General features: G+C 50.0%; 15 protein-coding genes. 13 read left to right on the top strand and 2 right to left on the bottom strand.

Annotated features, from left to right (window positions below; genetic code table 11):
• Genes ACO0LM_RS11825 through ACO0LM_RS11785 form a run of 9 tightly spaced genes read left to right on the top strand, consistent with a single transcriptional unit; the run spans position 1 to position 8,226 of the window.
• Positions 1-1,569 carry a hypothetical protein gene (locus ACO0LM_RS11825; protein ID WP_423037282.1) on the top strand — a complete coding sequence of 523 codons (1,569 nt, stop codon included), beginning with the start codon at positions 1-3 and terminating at the stop codon, positions 1,567-1,569.
• Between the two features lie 10 nt (positions 1,570-1,579).
• On the top strand, positions 1,580-2,764 hold the full coding sequence (locus tag ACO0LM_RS11820; RefSeq protein ID WP_423037280.1) for a hypothetical protein: 1,185 nt from the start codon (positions 1,580-1,582) through the stop codon (positions 2,762-2,764).
• A gap of 3 nt (positions 2,765-2,767) precedes the next feature.
• On the top strand, positions 2,768-4,417 hold the full coding sequence (locus ACO0LM_RS11815; protein ID WP_423037278.1) for a LamG domain-containing protein: 1,650 nt from the start codon (positions 2,768-2,770) through the stop codon (positions 4,415-4,417).
• Positions 4,414-4,803 carry a hypothetical protein gene (locus tag ACO0LM_RS11810; protein ID WP_423037276.1) on the top strand — a complete coding sequence of 130 codons (390 nt, stop codon included), beginning with the start codon at positions 4,414-4,416 and terminating at the stop codon, positions 4,801-4,803. The genes ACO0LM_RS11815 and ACO0LM_RS11810 overlap by 4 nt, the downstream gene beginning before the upstream one ends.
• A 2-nt stretch (positions 4,804-4,805) precedes the next feature.
• Positions 4,806-6,713: a hypothetical protein gene (locus tag ACO0LM_RS11805; RefSeq protein ID WP_423037274.1), complete on the top strand. Its 1,908-nt coding sequence runs from the start codon at positions 4,806-4,808 to the stop codon at positions 6,711-6,713.
• 25 nt (positions 6,714-6,738) lie between these two features.
• Positions 6,739-6,927 carry a hypothetical protein gene (locus tag ACO0LM_RS11800; protein WP_423037272.1) on the top strand — a complete coding sequence of 63 codons (189 nt, stop codon included), beginning with the start codon at positions 6,739-6,741 and terminating at the stop codon, positions 6,925-6,927.
• An 11-nt stretch (positions 6,928-6,938) separates the two neighbouring features.
• On the top strand, positions 6,939-7,241 hold the full coding sequence (locus ACO0LM_RS11795) for a hypothetical protein (protein WP_423037270.1): 303 nt from the start codon (positions 6,939-6,941) through the stop codon (positions 7,239-7,241).
• On the top strand, positions 7,238-7,705 hold the full coding sequence (locus ACO0LM_RS11790; protein ID WP_423037268.1) for a lysozyme: 468 nt from the start codon (positions 7,238-7,240) through the stop codon (positions 7,703-7,705). The genes ACO0LM_RS11795 and ACO0LM_RS11790 overlap by 4 nt, the downstream gene beginning before the upstream one ends.
• Positions 7,702-8,226, top strand: coding sequence for a lysis system i-spanin subunit Rz (locus ACO0LM_RS11785; protein ID WP_423037266.1), 525 nt, complete (start codon positions 7,702-7,704; stop codon positions 8,224-8,226). Before ACO0LM_RS11790 ends, ACO0LM_RS11785 begins: the two co-directional genes overlap by 4 nt.
• 150 nt (positions 8,227-8,376) lie before the next feature.
• On the opposite strand, the gene ACO0LM_RS11780 is transcribed toward ACO0LM_RS11785, so the two are convergent.
• Together ACO0LM_RS11780 and ACO0LM_RS11775 are read right to left on the bottom strand one after the other, a co-directional pair.
• A complete protein-coding gene (locus ACO0LM_RS11780; RefSeq protein ID WP_423037264.1) occupies positions 8,377-9,039 on the bottom strand; it encodes a nucleotidyl transferase AbiEii/AbiGii toxin family protein in 663 nt (220 codons plus the stop codon).
• Positions 9,039-9,518 (bottom strand): helix-turn-helix transcriptional regulator, encoded by a 480-nt coding sequence (locus tag ACO0LM_RS11775; protein WP_423037262.1) that lies wholly within the window; start codon positions 9,516-9,518, stop codon positions 9,039-9,041. Before ACO0LM_RS11775 ends, ACO0LM_RS11780 begins: the two co-directional genes overlap by 1 nt.
• Before the next feature lie 259 nt (positions 9,519-9,777).
• Here ACO0LM_RS11775 and ACO0LM_RS11770 point away from each other — a divergent pair, with 259 nt between their 5' ends.
• The 4 genes from ACO0LM_RS11770 (at position 9,778) to ACO0LM_RS11755 (ending at position 16,547) form a co-directional block, all read left to right on the top strand.
• Positions 9,778-11,508 (top strand): DNA/RNA non-specific endonuclease, encoded by a 1,731-nt coding sequence (locus ACO0LM_RS11770; protein ID WP_423037260.1) that lies wholly within the window; start codon positions 9,778-9,780, stop codon positions 11,506-11,508.
• Positions 11,509-11,824: 316 nt separating this feature from the next.
• The gene (locus ACO0LM_RS11765; RefSeq protein ID WP_423037258.1) at positions 11,825-14,158 is read left to right on the top strand and encodes a type I restriction-modification system subunit M; all 2,334 of its coding nucleotides are present in this window, start codon (positions 11,825-11,827) and stop codon (positions 14,156-14,158) included.
• The gene (locus ACO0LM_RS11760) at positions 14,155-15,174 is read left to right on the top strand and encodes a PDDEXK nuclease domain-containing protein (protein WP_423037255.1); all 1,020 of its coding nucleotides are present in this window, start codon (positions 14,155-14,157) and stop codon (positions 15,172-15,174) included. The genes ACO0LM_RS11765 and ACO0LM_RS11760 overlap by 4 nt, the downstream gene beginning before the upstream one ends.
• Entirely contained in the window at positions 15,171-16,547 is a 1,377-nt protein-coding gene (locus ACO0LM_RS11755) for a restriction endonuclease subunit S (RefSeq protein ID WP_423037253.1), read from the top strand. The genes ACO0LM_RS11760 and ACO0LM_RS11755 overlap by 4 nt, the downstream gene beginning before the upstream one ends.

Here is a 16,547-nt window from a genome sequence, read left to right as displayed (position 1 = left end):
ATGAGTACAGAAACAGGTGAAGATGGTGCGAAAACCACGTCATGGCAATGGTGGTCAGGTGATCAAACCCGCGCAGGAGAATACCGCTGTGTGGGTTCTGATGGGACCGGTCAATCCTACACCTTCAACGTAGACAGTTTGTTTATGCAAGGCAGTCCGGCACCGGTATCATTCAAGTTGGGCGGTCAGCGCTACTTCATCTCAAACGACAACACACTGGTGCGCAATCCATCTGTCGCAACTGGCGTAGGCACGAACTGCGGATCAGTCGGCACTGTGGCCAATGACTTTGGCGTTATCATGACTTCGTGGGCCGCAGGCACTGCAAACACACCGACAGAAATCAGCGGCGTTGATCCAATCGGATTGACGGCAGTGGCCGATGCGGTCACATTCCGTACTGCCGTGGCACCATTGTTTAACGGGGGGTTCAGCATCTCTGGTGTTTTCCAAGACGGTTCGACCTTTAGCGGCACACCAGATATCCACGGCATAATCAACAACACATCTGCTGGCATCTTTGGCAATGTTGATTACAACAACGGTATCGTCACATTGCGCTTTGGTACCCCAGTAGACGACTCGCATGCTCATGACCCTGGCGTGGTTGACCTTACTTACCTGGGCATCGCTGGCCTCAAATACGTGAAAACCAAGGCCGTGCAGACAGATACCCTGCGGTATAGCGCCGTAGGCTATTCGTACCTGCCGCTTGATCAGAACATCCTGGGCCTTGATCCAGTGCGCCTCCCCACAGACGGCAAGGTACCCATCTTCCGTGTCGGTAACTTCGTGGTCGTCGGCCATACTGCGACCGTCGGGCCTATGACTGTATCTAATGGCCAGGTCATCAACTGCGCAAGGGTCCGCCTGTCACGCGTTCGTGTCATCGATGCTGATGGACACATCATAAATGCTGGCTACATCCAAGACCTGGAGGCCGGCGCGGTAGAATTTATCGACGTATCTGGCTACGTTCAACCTATCAAAGTAGAACATCGTATTGAAGATATGGCTCTTGTGTCCGATGCGCAGATCAATGGGCAATTGAGTTTGTCCCGTCCTCTCACCCATGACTACCCGGTAGGGTCTTCGATATCCAGCGCGTTGATCATTGGCGACACCCATGCGCGTGTGTCTACTTTGTTTGATCAGGCGACGTTCGATAACACATGGGCAGATACCGTTACAGGCTCCCCAGCCCAAGCGACGTACAACGATACGCTATTCCCGATCCTCGTTACGAACAAGGGCGCGCTGACAGAACGCTGGGCGCTGCGATTCACCAACACAACGACGTTCGACATCATCGGCGAACACACCGGCATTATCGGCGCAGGCAATACAGGTACTGACGCAGCGCCAAACAATCCGGCAACGGGCGCACCCTACTTCACTGTGCCAGCGGCAGGCTGGGGGTCGGGCTGGGCTGTTGGCAACGTGTTGCGTGTCAACACAGTGGGGGCAACGAATCCGATTTGGGTAGCGCGCACTATCCTGCAAGGTCCGCCAACATCCACAAACGATAGTTTCACTTTACTGGTACGTGGCGACGTAGACCAACCCTAACAGGCAGAACATGACAGATACAACAGTAAAATATTTTCACGATGGTATGGCCGGTGCGCCGATATTGAACGGGGTTGCAGGTAGCCTGATAGACGTTCTGGATGCCGTGCTGGTCAACGGCTGGGGCGTTGCCTCTGTCGGCACCATCGTTGTTGTGGACAACGTGGCGACGATGACCATTTCGGTCGGACACAGCTTTGTACCTGGCGCAGTCGCGCTGATCGCTGGCGCAACGCCATCCGGTTTGAATGGCGAATATCGGATTGCCTCTACCACAACGACCACAGCGACTTTCGCAACGACAGGCATCAGCAACCAGACGGCCACGGGCACAATCACTGCCAAAGTGGCATCAGCAGGATGGACCAAAGCGTTTTCAGGTACCAACCTTGCGGCCTACAAATCGGCAGACAGCACATCGACTATGGCATATCTGCGAGTTGATGACACTGGCACTACATCTGCCCGGGTTGTTGGATATACCGACATGACCGCGATATCCACCGGTACAAACCCATTCCCAACCAGCGCGCAACAATCAGGCGGTTTGTATTGGTCCAAGAGCGAGGCGGCATCATCCACTGCGCGTAAGTGGGTCATCTTCGCTGACGGAAAAACGCTGTACTTTAATCGCTTCAATTCATCGTCAAATACGCTGGCATGTGAAATGTCCATGTTTGGTGATCTGGCATCCGTCAGCGCTTCCGGCGATGCCTTCGGCTGCATGCTTACCGGCTGCGCAAATGAAAAATCAAATGGCAGCGCGGCGACTGTTGACCAGAATTTCTACTCGTCCATCGCGCCAGCCACGGCCTACATTGCCAAAGCATACAACGGCATAGGCGATGCGATCCAAGCTATCCGCACATTCCCAACAGCATTGGCAAATGGCGTTAGCAACTACAGCGGTCAGGTGACAGGCCCGAACGCAACACCCTACCCGAACCCGACTGATAACGGTTTGTATTTGGTTTTGTTCAACATCTCGGAAAACGATAGCAAGGCTTTCCGTGGCTTTATGCGAGGCATGTACGCAGTAGCACAGAGCATGCCCACCACAACATTTGCCACGCATGACAGTGTGTCCGGTGTTGCCAACTTCCCTGGCCGGGTGATGAAGGCAATTACCGCGAAGAACACAAGCACCAGTGTATACGGCACTGTGTTTTTTGACATTACCGGACCGTGGGGGTAATCGATGGCTGACATTTTTGAATCAAGTACCGTTCTGCGCGTTTCGTTCAACGAAGCGGACGGAACAACAACGCCAGTTGATTCCAGCGCGTTGGCAAATACGCTCGTACCGCACGACAGCGTGGTGATCAACACAGGCACAAGCGCGCATTACTCCGTGGCAGGAAATTTTCCGAACGGTTCCTGGTACGAGATAAGTAAGGATGCATCGTGGCTTGCGGGGGACTTCACCATTGAAGCATGGGTGATATTAGATAGCTGGAACACAAACGACCCTTATAACGTAATCTTGGCGCGCCAAGATACCGGGGGATTTGCGTTCAACTTCGGGCTAAAAGCGGAAGGACCGCAATGCTACATGGAAGATGTGAACGGTACGTCTTTCCACGTGGATTCCCTTGGCGCTGGTTTTACTTTTAATCTTCAGCAATGGCACCACGTAGCTGTGTGCAGGTCTGGGGCCACTTGCCGCATATTCGTTGACGGGGTGATGACGGGCACAAGTACTGGAACTACACTTCCAATAAAAAATCTGGGTGGGCAACCGTACTACATAGGACGGATCGGATACTCCACATTATATTTCTTAAACGGACGTATGTGCGATCTGCGCGTCACATCTGCCGCACGGTACATGGGAAACTTCGCTCCCCCGGCACCTTTCGGTTTGCCAGACGGCGACCCGCTCTATGCGAACGTCGCTTTGTTGTTGAAATTCGACGGCGCAGATGGCGCAACCTCGGTCGTAGACCAAAGTCCATATGCCAGGACGATGACCCGTGTCGGCACACCGGCTTTAAAAGCAAACATACGCAAGTTTGGAACAACAAGTTCGTATTTCAGCAATAGCATGGACGCATGGGGAACAGCTACCGACACGGCGCTGGACCTGAATACCGATTTTACGCTGGAAGCCTGGGTGTACCAAGTTGCAACAGGTTCCAGCACGAATGTGATACTCAGCCGGCGTGGTGGTTCCAACGTATTCAATTTCTCAGTGTACAGCGCTGGTGTTGCGCTTGAATTCTGGGAGCAAGACGGAACGTACAACTTGGTTGCCGGGGCAGGCACACCTGTACCTATGAATCAGTGGGTGCACGTAGCCGTATGCAGGATCGGTAACACAATAAAGACATACCGTAATGGCGCACTGGAAAACACAATGACCGGCGCACCAGTACTCTCACATGGGCTACCTGCGGACCTAGCCGTGGGGCGGGATGCGTCCACCAATGCGTACTACTTTCCTGGTTACATTGATGATGTTCGCATCACAAAAGGCGTAAGCAGATATACGGGTCCGTTCACTCCGCCTGATAGCCTGCCGTACTATTCATCGTTGGTATTGCGACCTGTCTCTGCCAATTGGTTTGGTCAACGTTTGCGCCGTATCGGTTTTGATGGCAATGGCCGCATCTCAGGCACCACAAAACTGAAGGGAACGCCAGCAGATACGCCCGTCAGCGAGAAAGTCCGGTTGATTCGGGAAAAAGATGGCCTTGTAGTCGGTGAGGTATGGAGTAATCCGGCCACTGGCGAATACGCCTTTGACCACGTAGATTCGTCATACAGGTACACCGTTGTGAGTTATGACAGAACGCATGGCAAACGAGCGGTGATCGCAGACAATCTGACTCCCGAATTAATCACATGACATTGCAAGTCTCACAAGCACATCTGGATGCGCGCCTTGCAGGTTCCCTTGCGCACCTCGACGCTGGCACAGGCCGCGCCAGGATACGCATTTATGAGGGTGTGCAGCCGGACCTGGGCGGTACCGCAACAAATTTGCTTGTCGAAATCACGTTGACCAAACCCGCTGGCGTGATTGCCAGCGGAGTTTTGTCGCTCACACAATCCGGCTCGGCTTTGATCATGCGAACTGGTGTGGCCACCTGGGCCAGGGTCATCAACGGCAACGGGGAAATCGCATTCGATTGCGACGTGACAGATGACACGGGAACCGGCATTCTGAAGTTATCCAGCACGCAGCTTTATGCCGGCGGTAACGTGCCTTTGCAGTCAGCCGTGATCGGGTAGCCGTGAGCGATACCGCGCTGCTATTTGAGGACGACCCGCTAACCAACCCATCGGAGTTGGTTTTTGGTTTTACACATGCCTATGTGCCAGTTGACCTGGTATTCAATTCGGCACCTATCGGCAACCCAACCGATCTGGTATTTGGCGGCGACACTGAAGCACCAGTAATCGACGATGTCTTTGCGAATGTTGCAGTGACGATGCCAAGCACGACGGTATCTGCAACTGCCAGCTACGCAAGCGACACGTCAAGGCCTATCGTCGGAAAAGTAAGCACCAGTTGGCAAGTTGCTGTAAAAACTTCCTCTGCCGTGACGACGGGTAGCCGCCCTATGAAGCGCATGCCGCTCGGTGCGCAGACCCGGTGGACAACGGCAAAGCGCAATGTGGAAGGTGTTACCAGCATCCTTAAAAACACGATGCACAGGGAACACACATCGGCGCTGTCCAAGTTCCAAGATGCGGCACCACTGCGCAATTCGTTCACAAGCAGTTTCCAGTCGATGCGGCCTATCGCCAGGGCCAGCCGCCAAACTGGATGGCAGGATGCCATACCACTCAGAACTGAAATACAGAACAGTTTCCAGTCGATGCGGCCTATTGCAAGGGCGAGTCGCCAAACTGGATGGCAAGATGCCGTCCGGCTTCAGCACGGCACAACTACCGGCTTTCAGAAAGCAAAGCCGCTGTTCGTCAACGAAAAGGATTTATTCCAAAAGGCGCGCCGTCCGCCCGCGGGTACTTCTGGTGGAAACGTGCCGCCTATCGGCAATCCTTGCTACACACCACCTAACGGCCTGCATGTTGACTTGCTGTTTAGCACAGCATGGAACGGCAGCACTAATTTACTGTTTCGCTGCGATCACGACACGCCTACCCCTGGCGGTCCTATCGTGGTCCCTATTCGGAGAGCATATATCGTGGTCAATAATTCTGAACTTACCCGTGTGTCTGACGGTGCGCCGGTACCAACGGACAACATGAGTCTGAAAATAGATATGGATAGCTGGACGTGGGGTTTTTCTGCATCAATGCCCTACACAAGTTACGAACTGATCAAGCGCGACTCCTCCGGCGACCCCGTTGTGCTGAATGCCAAGATCAACGGCCATAGTTACCGGATACTCGCGGAGACAATCAGCCGTGACAGGACATTCGGAAAAACAAGCATATCCCTTTCGGGCCGTGGCATCTCAGCGAACTTGGGCGACCCATACAGCCCTGTGCTTGGGTTCCACAACGGCATCACACGAACCGCGCAGCAATTGATGGTGGGCGCTCTGCAGTTGAACGGGGTGCCCATCGGCTGGGATGTTGACTGGCAAATTGATGATTGGCTTGTGCCATCTGGTTCCTGGGTACACCAAGGCACGTACATGAGCGCGATCACCACCATTGCCAATGCCGCTGGTGCTTTCGTTCAACCAGATCCCGTAACGCAAACGCTACACATCTTGTCGCGTAACAAGGTCAAGCCATGGGAGTTGAACGACTCCACGCCAGATATCATCCTGCCGTCAGCGCCAATCATCCAGGAACAAGAAAGCTGGGAAGACAGAGCCGAATACAACTCCGTATATGTCTCCGGTTCCACGACCGGCGGTGTTTTGGGCTTTGTACGTCGCGCCGGCTCAGATGGCGCCAGCCCTGCGCCCATGGTAACTGATGCATTGATTACCAATGTCATAGCGGCAAGGCAGCGCGGTATATCAGAACTGAGTAAGTTCGGCAGAGTGAAAAAGTATCAACTCAGTTTGCCGGTGCTGGAGGAAACGGGCCTGATCCTCCCTGGCAAGACGGTGCGGTACACGTCGGATGGAATTACGGCAACTGGCGTGGTGAATTCCATGTCGGTTAATGTCGCTTTACCTACCGCACGTCAAACCATCGGCATTACCACATATGTCTAACCTGTACGCCCTCTTTAAAAGCATTTTGCCCAACACCCCCTTGCTCGTCGGGACAGTCGTTTCCGTCGTGACAGGTGGTGTGTATGTGCAAGTGCCGGACGGCGCGCAGGTATTCGCAAGGGGCACTGGTGACGTAGGTACGAAAGTATTTGTACGTGACGGTGTGATCGAAGGTGTCGCACCTAATTTATCAATCGAAGTGATCGATGTTTAGGAGTGCGATATATGCAAGACGACCAAGGTAATGAATTTGTAGTACCCCCACATTCTGTTTTAGAGGAAATGCGAAACAGGATTCAATCGTTGGAAATCGGGTTGATGGAAAACACCGAAGCCACGAAGCGCACCGAAGCCGGCACAGCGCAACTGATGGAAATCCTCGAAAGCTTCCGGGGTGCATTCAAGGTGCTGGGCTGGATAGGCGCACTTGCAAAGCCCTTCGCGGCCATCATCGGCTTGGGCACGGCTATCTGGTTGGCCTGGGTTGCCAAAGTTACCCACCCTACTGAAATTCTCCCACCAAAATGAGCGCAAAAGACAAACTTATTGCGCTGGTAGGCGTTACCGCTGCATCTGGCGCACTTTATCTCACCACGGCATCTGAAGGCACTGTATTGAAGGTGTACAAAGACCCTGTTGGCATTCTCACATCCTGCATGGGTCACACTGGGCCTGAATTGAAGCTCGGCCAGACCTTCACCCTGGAACAATGCCAGGAACAGCAATACGCAGACTTGCTGAAGCATGCAGCCGCGCTGGATTGCGTCAAAACACCTTTGACTGACGGCGAAAAGGCAGCTTACTTGTCTTTTGCATACAACGTGGGTGTGAGCAATTTTTGCAAGTCCACGTTGGTCAAGCTGAAAAACGATGGCCGCAGCATGGCCGCTTGCGATCAGTTGTTGCGATGGGTGATGCCAGGTACCAATCTGGAAAAGGGATTGCGCACACGTCGCAACCTCGAACGGTCTTACTGTGTGAGGAACTTATGAGCGTACTTGACCCTCGTGTTTGGCTGGCCACCATCGGCATTGTGGCTTTGGCCTACTTCGCCGGCGATTGGCATGGTGCACATGCCGAACGGAAAAGCATCAATGCCGAATTGGCCCATGCCAGGGCGGAAGCTGTAGAACAGACCCGCACAAAGGAACGTGAATTGCAACGTGCGATCAGCAAATTGCAACTTGATAACGACGAGGTAACAAAAAATGCAAAAATACAAACAGATTCTTTGCGTGCTGATGTGCGCCGTGGTGCTGTCAGGCTGTCCATCGCAACCAGTGGTCATCGCTCCATCTGTGGCGATACCGGCGTTGCCAGCGGAACTGGCGACCAAGAACGAGCCGACATACTGCCAGAGGCTGCTGACGCTCTTATCGGCATCGCCACAGACGCTGATAGCGAGGTGCGGAGGACAAATCTCTGCATCGACAGCTACAACGCCCTGAAGGCTATACTGAACACACCGGCAACCGAACCTAAAAGTCTGCTAAAATCACTACGGGGCGATTAGGCGGGGAATTTCACCCGAAATAAACCCGAGAGCCATGGAAATCCGCATGAAATATAGGGTTTCGATTCCGGCTCTCGGCACCAAAAGCATTTGCAAGGCTCTCCATGTGAGGGCCTTTTTGCTTTGCGCGCGTTAACCTGGTTTTGCAAGCTACTGATTTGCTTCTAAATAATTAGCGCACTCCACCAACTGCCCAAGTACAAGCTCACGCACATAGTCAAAAGTCGGCTTATAGTCAATTGTATCAATGGCATTGAATTGCTTACGCAAGAAACTCGTGTCTCCATTAAGAATAGTGTTGATAGTCTTTGCATGTCTGACCAAAAATTTACTCGCTGCGAGTAAACCTACGGGTTCTTTTTCTGCGACAAGTGCAAAATCAAACATATCCCTTGCTTGCAAGCGATCACCACGATGAAAGAATTTTTTGGCAATGATCTCTGCTGACGTTTCTACCCTCACTTGACGCCCAAAGATTTCTTCGAAGACGAAAGGTGAGTCTGTAAGGTTAGGTGAAGCAACAAAATCAATCTCACCATTCGACAAAAAGAGTTTGACGTAATTGTCAGCCTCAGTATATTCAGTAGTAATACTTTCAGCCTGATCACTAAGCCGTGGGGTAACGTATTTCAATGCCTGAGGATCTGGCACAAAGATATCAATATCCTTACTAAACCGATGCTGATAACGGCGCATCAACACGGTGCCACCACCAAAGGTCCAATACAAATTCTTTGTACCATGAGTCTCGATTTCATCAATCAAGGTCAGGCTCTTTTTAAACAAATCCTCCCAAATCATCAAACCTGCCATCACCAGACCTTTCTATAGATATGCAAATCTCTGGCAAATTTAGATACATTGCGCATGATGGTTCGCGTTGAAGTATGGGTTGCCATTGACGCTTCCTGAATCGCCTTCACGACGATAGGCAGCGGAGTCTCTTCCAGCAAGGTCATGAGGTGAGGATGGTATTCAACCGGCGCAATCCCGGCAGCCAAAATATTTTCCAGAGTTGATGAAGACAACATCATGCTATAACTGGTACTCGCAGTCCGCGCCGCAATTTCCAAAGCTTTACTGATACCCTTGGACGGCTTCGCATCCATGTCCAGTCCCAAAATAGCCAACAAATTAAGCAGTTTGCTGTAGCCAAGATCGGGCAACACGCCACTTTCAAGCTGATTAATCGTTGTACGTGACAAACCCGCCAACTTAGCGACCTGCGCCTGCGTGAGGCCCAACTCAATACGCTTTTCCTTGACTTGAGCACCTATTTCGTGAAGTTTCACAAAACACCTATATGTTCAGTATACTTAACACAATTATGATGCATTACCACGAAAAATCAAGGAAATACCGAGTTTAAAGAAGCCCGTGTAGTCGATATGAGCAGCTAAGGAGCAAATCACCAGCAAATAACTAGCAACAATCAAATCCATCATACGTGCCTGTTCGATTCCGGCTCTCGGGACCAAAAGCATCTATCTCATTCAAAAATGAAATAAAATCAATACTTCCAAAAGAGTAAGCTAAGTTTGAGCGAGGTCGATGATGAGCGTACCAGCACCTTTACAGCAAGCTAAAGCAGAACTGCAACAAAGCACTCAATCAGCACCACAAACCGGGGTTGAACTCGCCACTGACTTTGTTGATGCACGTCCTCAAGCCGTCGCGCAAAGGCAACGCCAGGAAATGGCGAATAACAGCGCCCAGGCAAAGCAGCTTCGTGCCTACCAGCACATGATGCAAAACAGCCCGCGCTCACTACAGCTCAAATCCGTGCAGGCTATCGCCGCGCAAAGACTTGAAAATGAAGATCCGGTACAAAACAAACTGACCACAGTACAAAAGTCTGAAGAGGACAACGATCCCTTGCAAGCCAAGCTACCAGATGACGGTACCGCGCAATTAGTTGAACAACCTAGTCCAAAGCCAGATAACACAGCAAATAACACGACGAACAACACCGACTTACCAAATCAACTCAAGGCTGGCATAGAATCACTTTCCGGCATGAGCATGGATCATGTCAAAGTCAACTTTGACTCTGACAAACCGGCACAGCTCAATGCGCACGCGTATGCACAAGGCAGTGACATACACGTAGCACCTGGGCAAGAACAGCATTTACCGCATGAAGCCTGGCATGTAGTGCAACAGGCTCAGGGCAGAGTCAGGCCAACCATGCAAATGAAAGAGGGTACGCCTGTCAATGACGACAAGGGTCTGGAAGCAGAAGCCGACGTGATGGGCGCCAAGGCGCTGGCGACGGGTGAAAATGTGGCGCAAGCTGCGAATATTAATAACACTCAATCTGCACTGACGCCATCTCCAGCGAACGACTCCTCCAATGCCATCCAGATGGCAAGCTCTGAAACGATTAATAAAATAAGCTATGAGACCGAAGATTTTCCTTATAAAAAAGAAAAAAAGGCCCGCGAACGGGTATCCAAAGTAGTCATTATGGGGCGCAACAAAAGCGACAACGTGGATCCTGAAACTGCCCGTAGCTTTGTCAATTTAGATAAAAATGAATATGAAGACATGGAGGGCTATCACAAAGGACACGTCGCAGCCCGGCAATTTGGTGGCACCTACCGCAACATCAATATGGTTCCTATGCTGCCCAAGTTTAATTTTGGTGAGTGGAAAAATATTGAAAACACAATCAAACCTTATATTGGTAAAAATAAAGTTACGATCGAACCTAAATACGAAGACGAAGACAGCCGCGTCCCTAATCGAATCGCAGTCAACATTGATAGTGTAACGTCATTTAGTGTTCTTCATGATGTGGTGGAACGCGAGCAATTTGTTAAAGAAGACATGGAATTTATTTCCGACGAAAGTAAAGTCAAGAAGAATAAAAATCATGCCCTCCAATGCTTGGCAGATGCGCATAAGAAGGGCCAGATCCCAGATAATTACAAAAATTCGCCTTATCTTGCTCTGGATATTTTATGGCTCAATAGTATCAAAGGACATGGAGACCCTAAGACCTGGAATAGCTATCAATCGTGGCAAATTGACTGGATCATTAAATACAACCGCGGCCTTAATGGTGGCGAAATGGAATCAGATGCCTGGACTTTTGGTACGAATGAGCCATATCAAAAACTGCGCGAGGCTGGCCGCCAGGACAAACCCGAAGTCGATCATATTGTCCCCAATTTAAGCGGGGGTGCCAATTTATTTACCAATGCACGGCTTGTCAGCTGGAAGTTAAACAATTCTATTGAACGCAATGTCTCACCTAGCCAGAAATTTACGAAGTGGTGAATGGACTTAACTAAGGCCGCGGCAAGACTTCGCATACATTCCCCCATATTATCCGGCAGATTAAACAGTTTGCTATAGCCAAGCTAATCTCAAACCGATTTCAGGTTCTGTAATCAGATATTTACCTCTCTTTGCATACTTCTGTTTTTTTTGAGCTGAACCAAGCCTATTCTCATAGGCAGTCAATTGCCATTCAGGTAATATACAAATCAAACCAACGCAGACCACCAAGACACCTGGTTTGTCTGCGGCAAAAATTTGCAAGCATTGCTTAGGCAGCTTCAATCCAACGAATTTGACGAATAAAGAAACACCAATGACACAAACATCGAATAACCTCGCGACCGAATCCTGGGCGATTGCCGACCTGCTCCGGGGTGACTTCAAACAGAGCCAGTATGGCCGCATCATCTTGCCGTTTTGCTTGTTGCGCCGCCTGGAATGCGTGCTGGAAGCAAGCAAAGAAGCCGTACTGGCGGAACAACAAAAAATAGAAAGCACGAAATTGCCCGAAGAGGCGCAAGAAAAATTGCTGCTGCGTGCCACTGGTGGCTTGAATTTCTTCAACACATCCAAAATGGATCTGTCCAAATTGGGTGAAAGCGACATCAAAGCCAACCTAGAAAGTTATATCCAGAGTTTTTCCAAAGATGCGCGTGAGATATTTGAGTACTTCAATTTTGCTGAATTCATAGGCCAGCTTAACGATGCCAATTTGCTATACAAGGTAGTGCAAAAAGTTCGCACCATTGATCTTAGTATCAGCGCCGTGTCCAACCATGATATGGGTCTGGTGTTTGAAGAACTGATACGCCGCTTTGCTGAGGGTTCAAATGAAACAGCGGGTGAACACTTCACCCCACGCGATATCGTACGCCTGACCACCTCGTTGGTGTTTACGGAAGACGATAAAGCCTTGAGCACCCCGGGCACGATTCGCACCATCTATGACCCTACCGCAGGTACAGGCGGATTCTTGTCATCTGGCATGGAATACGTGCATGAGCTCAATCGTGACGCCAGAATGGTCGCCTTTGGGCAAGAGCTTAACCCCGAAAGCTATGCCATCTGTAAAGCAGACATGCTAATCAAGGGGCAAGAGGTCAAAAACATCAAGCTTGGCAATACCCTCTCTAACGATCAACTGTATGGAGAGCGCTTTAACTACATGCTGTCCAATCCCCCCTTTGGTGTTGATTGGAAAAAGATAGAAGAAGACATCGTTAAGGAACACAATGAAAAAGGCTACGATGGCCGTTTTGGCGCGGGCTTACCCAGAGTCTCTGATGGATCTTTGCTGTTCCTGCTGCACCTCATCAGCAAGCTTCGCGACATCAAGGATGGTGGTGGCCGCATAGGCATTATCCTCAATGGCTCACCGCTTTTCACAGGCGGCGCGGGTTCGGGCGAGTCTGAAATACGTCGTTATATTCTGGAAGCAGATTTACTGGAAGCCATCGTCGCCCTGCCGACCGATATGTTCTATAACACCGGCATCGCCACGTATGTATGGATACTGTCCAACAAAAAGCCAGACGAGAAAAAGGGCCTGGTACAACTGATCAACGGCAGCAACCTCTACAGCAAAATGCGCAAGTCGTTGGGCAGCAAGCGCAATGAAATGAGTGCCGAAGACATCGCCACCATCATCCGCTGCTTTGGTGATTTTGAAGCCATTGATGCGCGTGAACTGGACAAGCCCAGCGAACAAAAAAGTAGTCGCGGCAGACAATCAGCAACCCCAAAGACTGAAGCAGCAAAAACCTTTGCCGCCAAGATTTTCAAGACCCATGAATTTGGCTACCGCCGCATTACCATTGAACGCCCGCTAAGACAGTCTTACCAATTCTCTGATGAACGCATCACCACACTGCGCTTTGAATCAGGCGCATTGAACAGCATCATGCAATGGGCATACGCAGAGTTCGCCAATCTGCCAGGCGCAATATGGAGCGATGCACCAGATTGCCTACACTATGGTGTGCTTGGCCAGCATGAAGACACCATGCGCCGTTATATCAAAACGCATTTTGCCGACCTCAAAGAAAAACAAGTCAAAGACCTGCTCAACCGTGACACCTGGTTAAACACCAAAGCCAGCATGCTCAAAGCCCAGGCCCTGCAAGCGCAGTTAGGTAAGTCACAGTTTGATGATATGAACGACTACGATGACGCCATTGCAAAAGCAGCCAAGCTGGCCAACATCAGCCTGGACGCCAAGAATAAAAAAGTCATCGAAGCCGCAGTAAGCTGGAAAAACCCAGCCGCCCTGCCCGTCATCAAAAAAATCCACAAAACCAAGGCCGATCCCATCTATGGCCTGTTTAAGGTGGATGGCAAAACCATAGAATACAAAGCCGATGGCGACCTGCGTGATTTTGAAAACGTCGCCCTCGATCCATCCAAAACAGTCAACGAGATCAACGAAGCCTACTTCAAAAAAGAAGTGCAACCGCACGTGCCAGACGCCTGGATCGATGCCAGCAAAAAGGATGATAAAGACCAACAAATCGGCATCGTCGGCTATGAAATCCCGTTCAACCGCCACTTCTACCAATACCAGCCACCGCGTGACCTGGCTGAGATAGATGCGGATCTGGATGCTGTCAGCGCAGAGATCATGAAGCTGCTACAAGAGGTACATTCATGAGCAAAATAATAAAAGGTCAAGAGAGCGATAAGGATTTCGCCGAGGTGGTACGTCTGATTGGAGAGGCAAGACAAAAAGCTGATCGCGCCGTCAATGCCCAATTGATCGATCTGTATTGGGCAGTCGGTGAATACGTCAGCAAAAAAATAGAGGCGAACACTTGGGGCAAAGCAACGGTGAGTTCCTTAGCAGACTATATTCAGCTAAGGCAACCGGGTCAACGTGGATTTTCAGCGCAAAACATCTGGCGCATGCGCCAGTTTTATGATGCTTATTGCAACACACAAAAACTCTCAACACTGTTGAGAGAATTGTCGTGGTCTTCTCATTTGCATATTCTCAGCGGCAGTAAGTTGCCGGAAGAGCGCGAATTTTACCTGCGCATGGCAAAAAAAGAGGGGTGGTCAGTTCGAGAAGTTTCTCGCCAAATAGATACTCAATTGTTTGCTCGTGTAGTAACGCAAGCACCAAAACTCTCAACGGTGTTGAGAGAATCGCAGCCGCAGGCAGAGCAAGCGTTTAAAGACAGTTACTTTCTTGAATTTCTTGGTTTGCCGAAACAGCAATCCGAGGGAGATTTGCATAACAGCTTGCTCAACAACTTAGGACGTTTTTTAACTGAACTTGGAAGTGACTTCTGTTTCGTTGGTTCCAAATTTCCTGTGCAGGTAGGTGGGCGAGATTTTGAACTTGATCTTTTGTTTTATCACCGCGGGCTTAATTCGCTGGTGGCGGTCGAATTGAAGATTACCGAATTTGAGCCAGAACACTTAGGCAAACTCAATTTCTACCTGGAAGCCCTGGACCGCGACCACAAAAAGCCACACGAAAACCCCGCCATCGGCGTGCTGCTATGCGCCAGCAAAGATGATGAAGTCGTCGAATACGCACTGAGCCGCAGCCTGTCACCTGCCATGATTGCTGAATACCAGACACAACTACCCGATAAGAAACTGCTGCAAGCGAAGCTGCATGAGTTTTATCTGTTGAATTTGGCGCAGGAGGATGGGGTATGAGTCGGTATAAGGCTTATTTTGAGTATAAGGATTCAGGGATCGAGTGGCTTGGAATGGTGCCGAAAAGCTGGAGCGTGAAAAAGTTAAAACACGTTATCTTGTCTTTGGAGTCGGGTGTAAGTGTCAATGCAGCAGATGTCCCAGCAGAAGATAAAGAAGTTGGAGTTTTAAAAACCAGTTGTGTTTACACTCGCTCTTTCCGACCCGAGGAAAATAAAACCGTATTGATTGAGGAAATTTCGCGAGTTAAGTGCCCGGTTCGCAAGGGGGAAATAATCATTAGTAGGATGAATACACCTGAGTTAGTTGGTGCTAGTGCATTAGTTGATAGCGACTCACCAAATCTATTTCTTCCTGATCGTTTGTGGCAAACAAATTTTGCGGACATAAATGCTCAAAACGCAAAATTCATTTCGTATTTTATGATGGATGAAGGCTTTCGAAGCCAAATCTCATTAGCTGCTGAGGGTGCAAGTAGTAGCATGCAAAATATCGCAAAAAATGATTACCTCTCAATAAGTATTGCATTCCCGAAGTTGCTTGAGCAAAGAATAATAGCCAACTTCCTCGACCACGAAACCGCCAAAATCGATACCCTGATCGCGAAGCAGCAAGAGTTGATCAAGCTGCTGAAAGAAAAACGGCAGGCGGTGATTAGTCATGCCGTCACCAAAGGCCTCAACCCCAACGCCCCCATGCGCGACTCCGGCGTTGAGTGGCTAGGCGAAGTGCCGGAGCATTGGGAGGTTACAAAATTTGGCTACATTTCGATGGTTGTCCGCGGGGGCTCTCCTAGGCCCGCCGGAAATCCCTTGCTCTTTGATGGTGATTACTCACCTTGGGTCACCGTTGCTGAAATTACTAAAGATGATGAGATTTATCTTACATCAACAGAATCATTTCTGACCAAATTGGGGAGTAAACAGTGTCGCGTTTTTTCCGCAGGCACGTTATTGCTTTCAAATAGTGGCGCAACACTTGGAGTCCCCAAAATTTTAACTATAGACGCGAACGCAAACGATGGTGTTGTTGGATTCGAACAATTAAGACTCAATTCTGAATATGCGTACTTTTACCTTTCGACAATTACAGAAGATCTGCGTGAAAGAATAAAGCAAGGTTCTGGACAGCCGAATCTAAATACGGATATCGTGAAATCTATCGCCATAACGATTCCACTGGATCACGAAATTACTGAAATTGTCAATTTTGTTAACCGAACGCGAGCACAATTCAAAAGTTTAACCGAGCAAGCAACAAAAGGAATCGAATTGCTTCAAGAACGCCGCACAGCCCTAATCTCCGCCGCCGTCACCGGGAAAATCGACGTACGCGACTGGCAAACTCACTGCGACACAGCCTTAGCCGCCTGA

The organism is Undibacterium sp. Di26W, assembly GCF_049340265.1.
GTDB lineage: Bacteria > Pseudomonadota > Gammaproteobacteria > Burkholderiales > Burkholderiaceae_D > Undibacterium.
This window is presented reverse-complemented; position numbering and strand designations above follow the sequence as displayed.

Coding starts and splice junctions, on each gene's coding strand:
- ACO0LM_RS11785 (WP_423037266.1), top strand. CDS start 7,702: ATGAGCGTACTTGACCCTCGTGTTTGGCTGGCCACCATCGGCATTGTG.
- ACO0LM_RS11770 (WP_423037260.1), top strand. CDS start 9,778: ATGATGAGCGTACCAGCACCTTTACAGCAAGCTAAAGCAGAACTGCAA.
- ACO0LM_RS11780 (WP_423037264.1), bottom strand. CDS start 9,039: ATGGCAGGTTTGATGATTTGGGAGGATTTGTTTAAAAAGAGCCTGACC.
- ACO0LM_RS11755 (WP_423037253.1), top strand. CDS start 15,171: ATGAGTCGGTATAAGGCTTATTTTGAGTATAAGGATTCAGGGATCGAG.
- ACO0LM_RS11795 (WP_423037270.1), top strand. CDS start 6,939: ATGCAAGACGACCAAGGTAATGAATTTGTAGTACCCCCACATTCTGTT.
- ACO0LM_RS11815 (WP_423037278.1), top strand. CDS start 2,768: ATGGCTGACATTTTTGAATCAAGTACCGTTCTGCGCGTTTCGTTCAAC.
- ACO0LM_RS11825 (WP_423037282.1), top strand. CDS start 1: ATGAGTACAGAAACAGGTGAAGATGGTGCGAAAACCACGTCATGGCAA.
- ACO0LM_RS11760 (WP_423037255.1), top strand. CDS start 14,155: ATGAGCAAAATAATAAAAGGTCAAGAGAGCGATAAGGATTTCGCCGAG.
- ACO0LM_RS11820 (WP_423037280.1), top strand. CDS start 1,580: ATGACAGATACAACAGTAAAATATTTTCACGATGGTATGGCCGGTGCG.
- ACO0LM_RS11765 (WP_423037258.1), top strand. CDS start 11,825: ATGACACAAACATCGAATAACCTCGCGACCGAATCCTGGGCGATTGCC.
- ACO0LM_RS11810 (WP_423037276.1), top strand. CDS start 4,414: ATGACATTGCAAGTCTCACAAGCACATCTGGATGCGCGCCTTGCAGGT.
- ACO0LM_RS11790 (WP_423037268.1), top strand. CDS start 7,238: ATGAGCGCAAAAGACAAACTTATTGCGCTGGTAGGCGTTACCGCTGCA.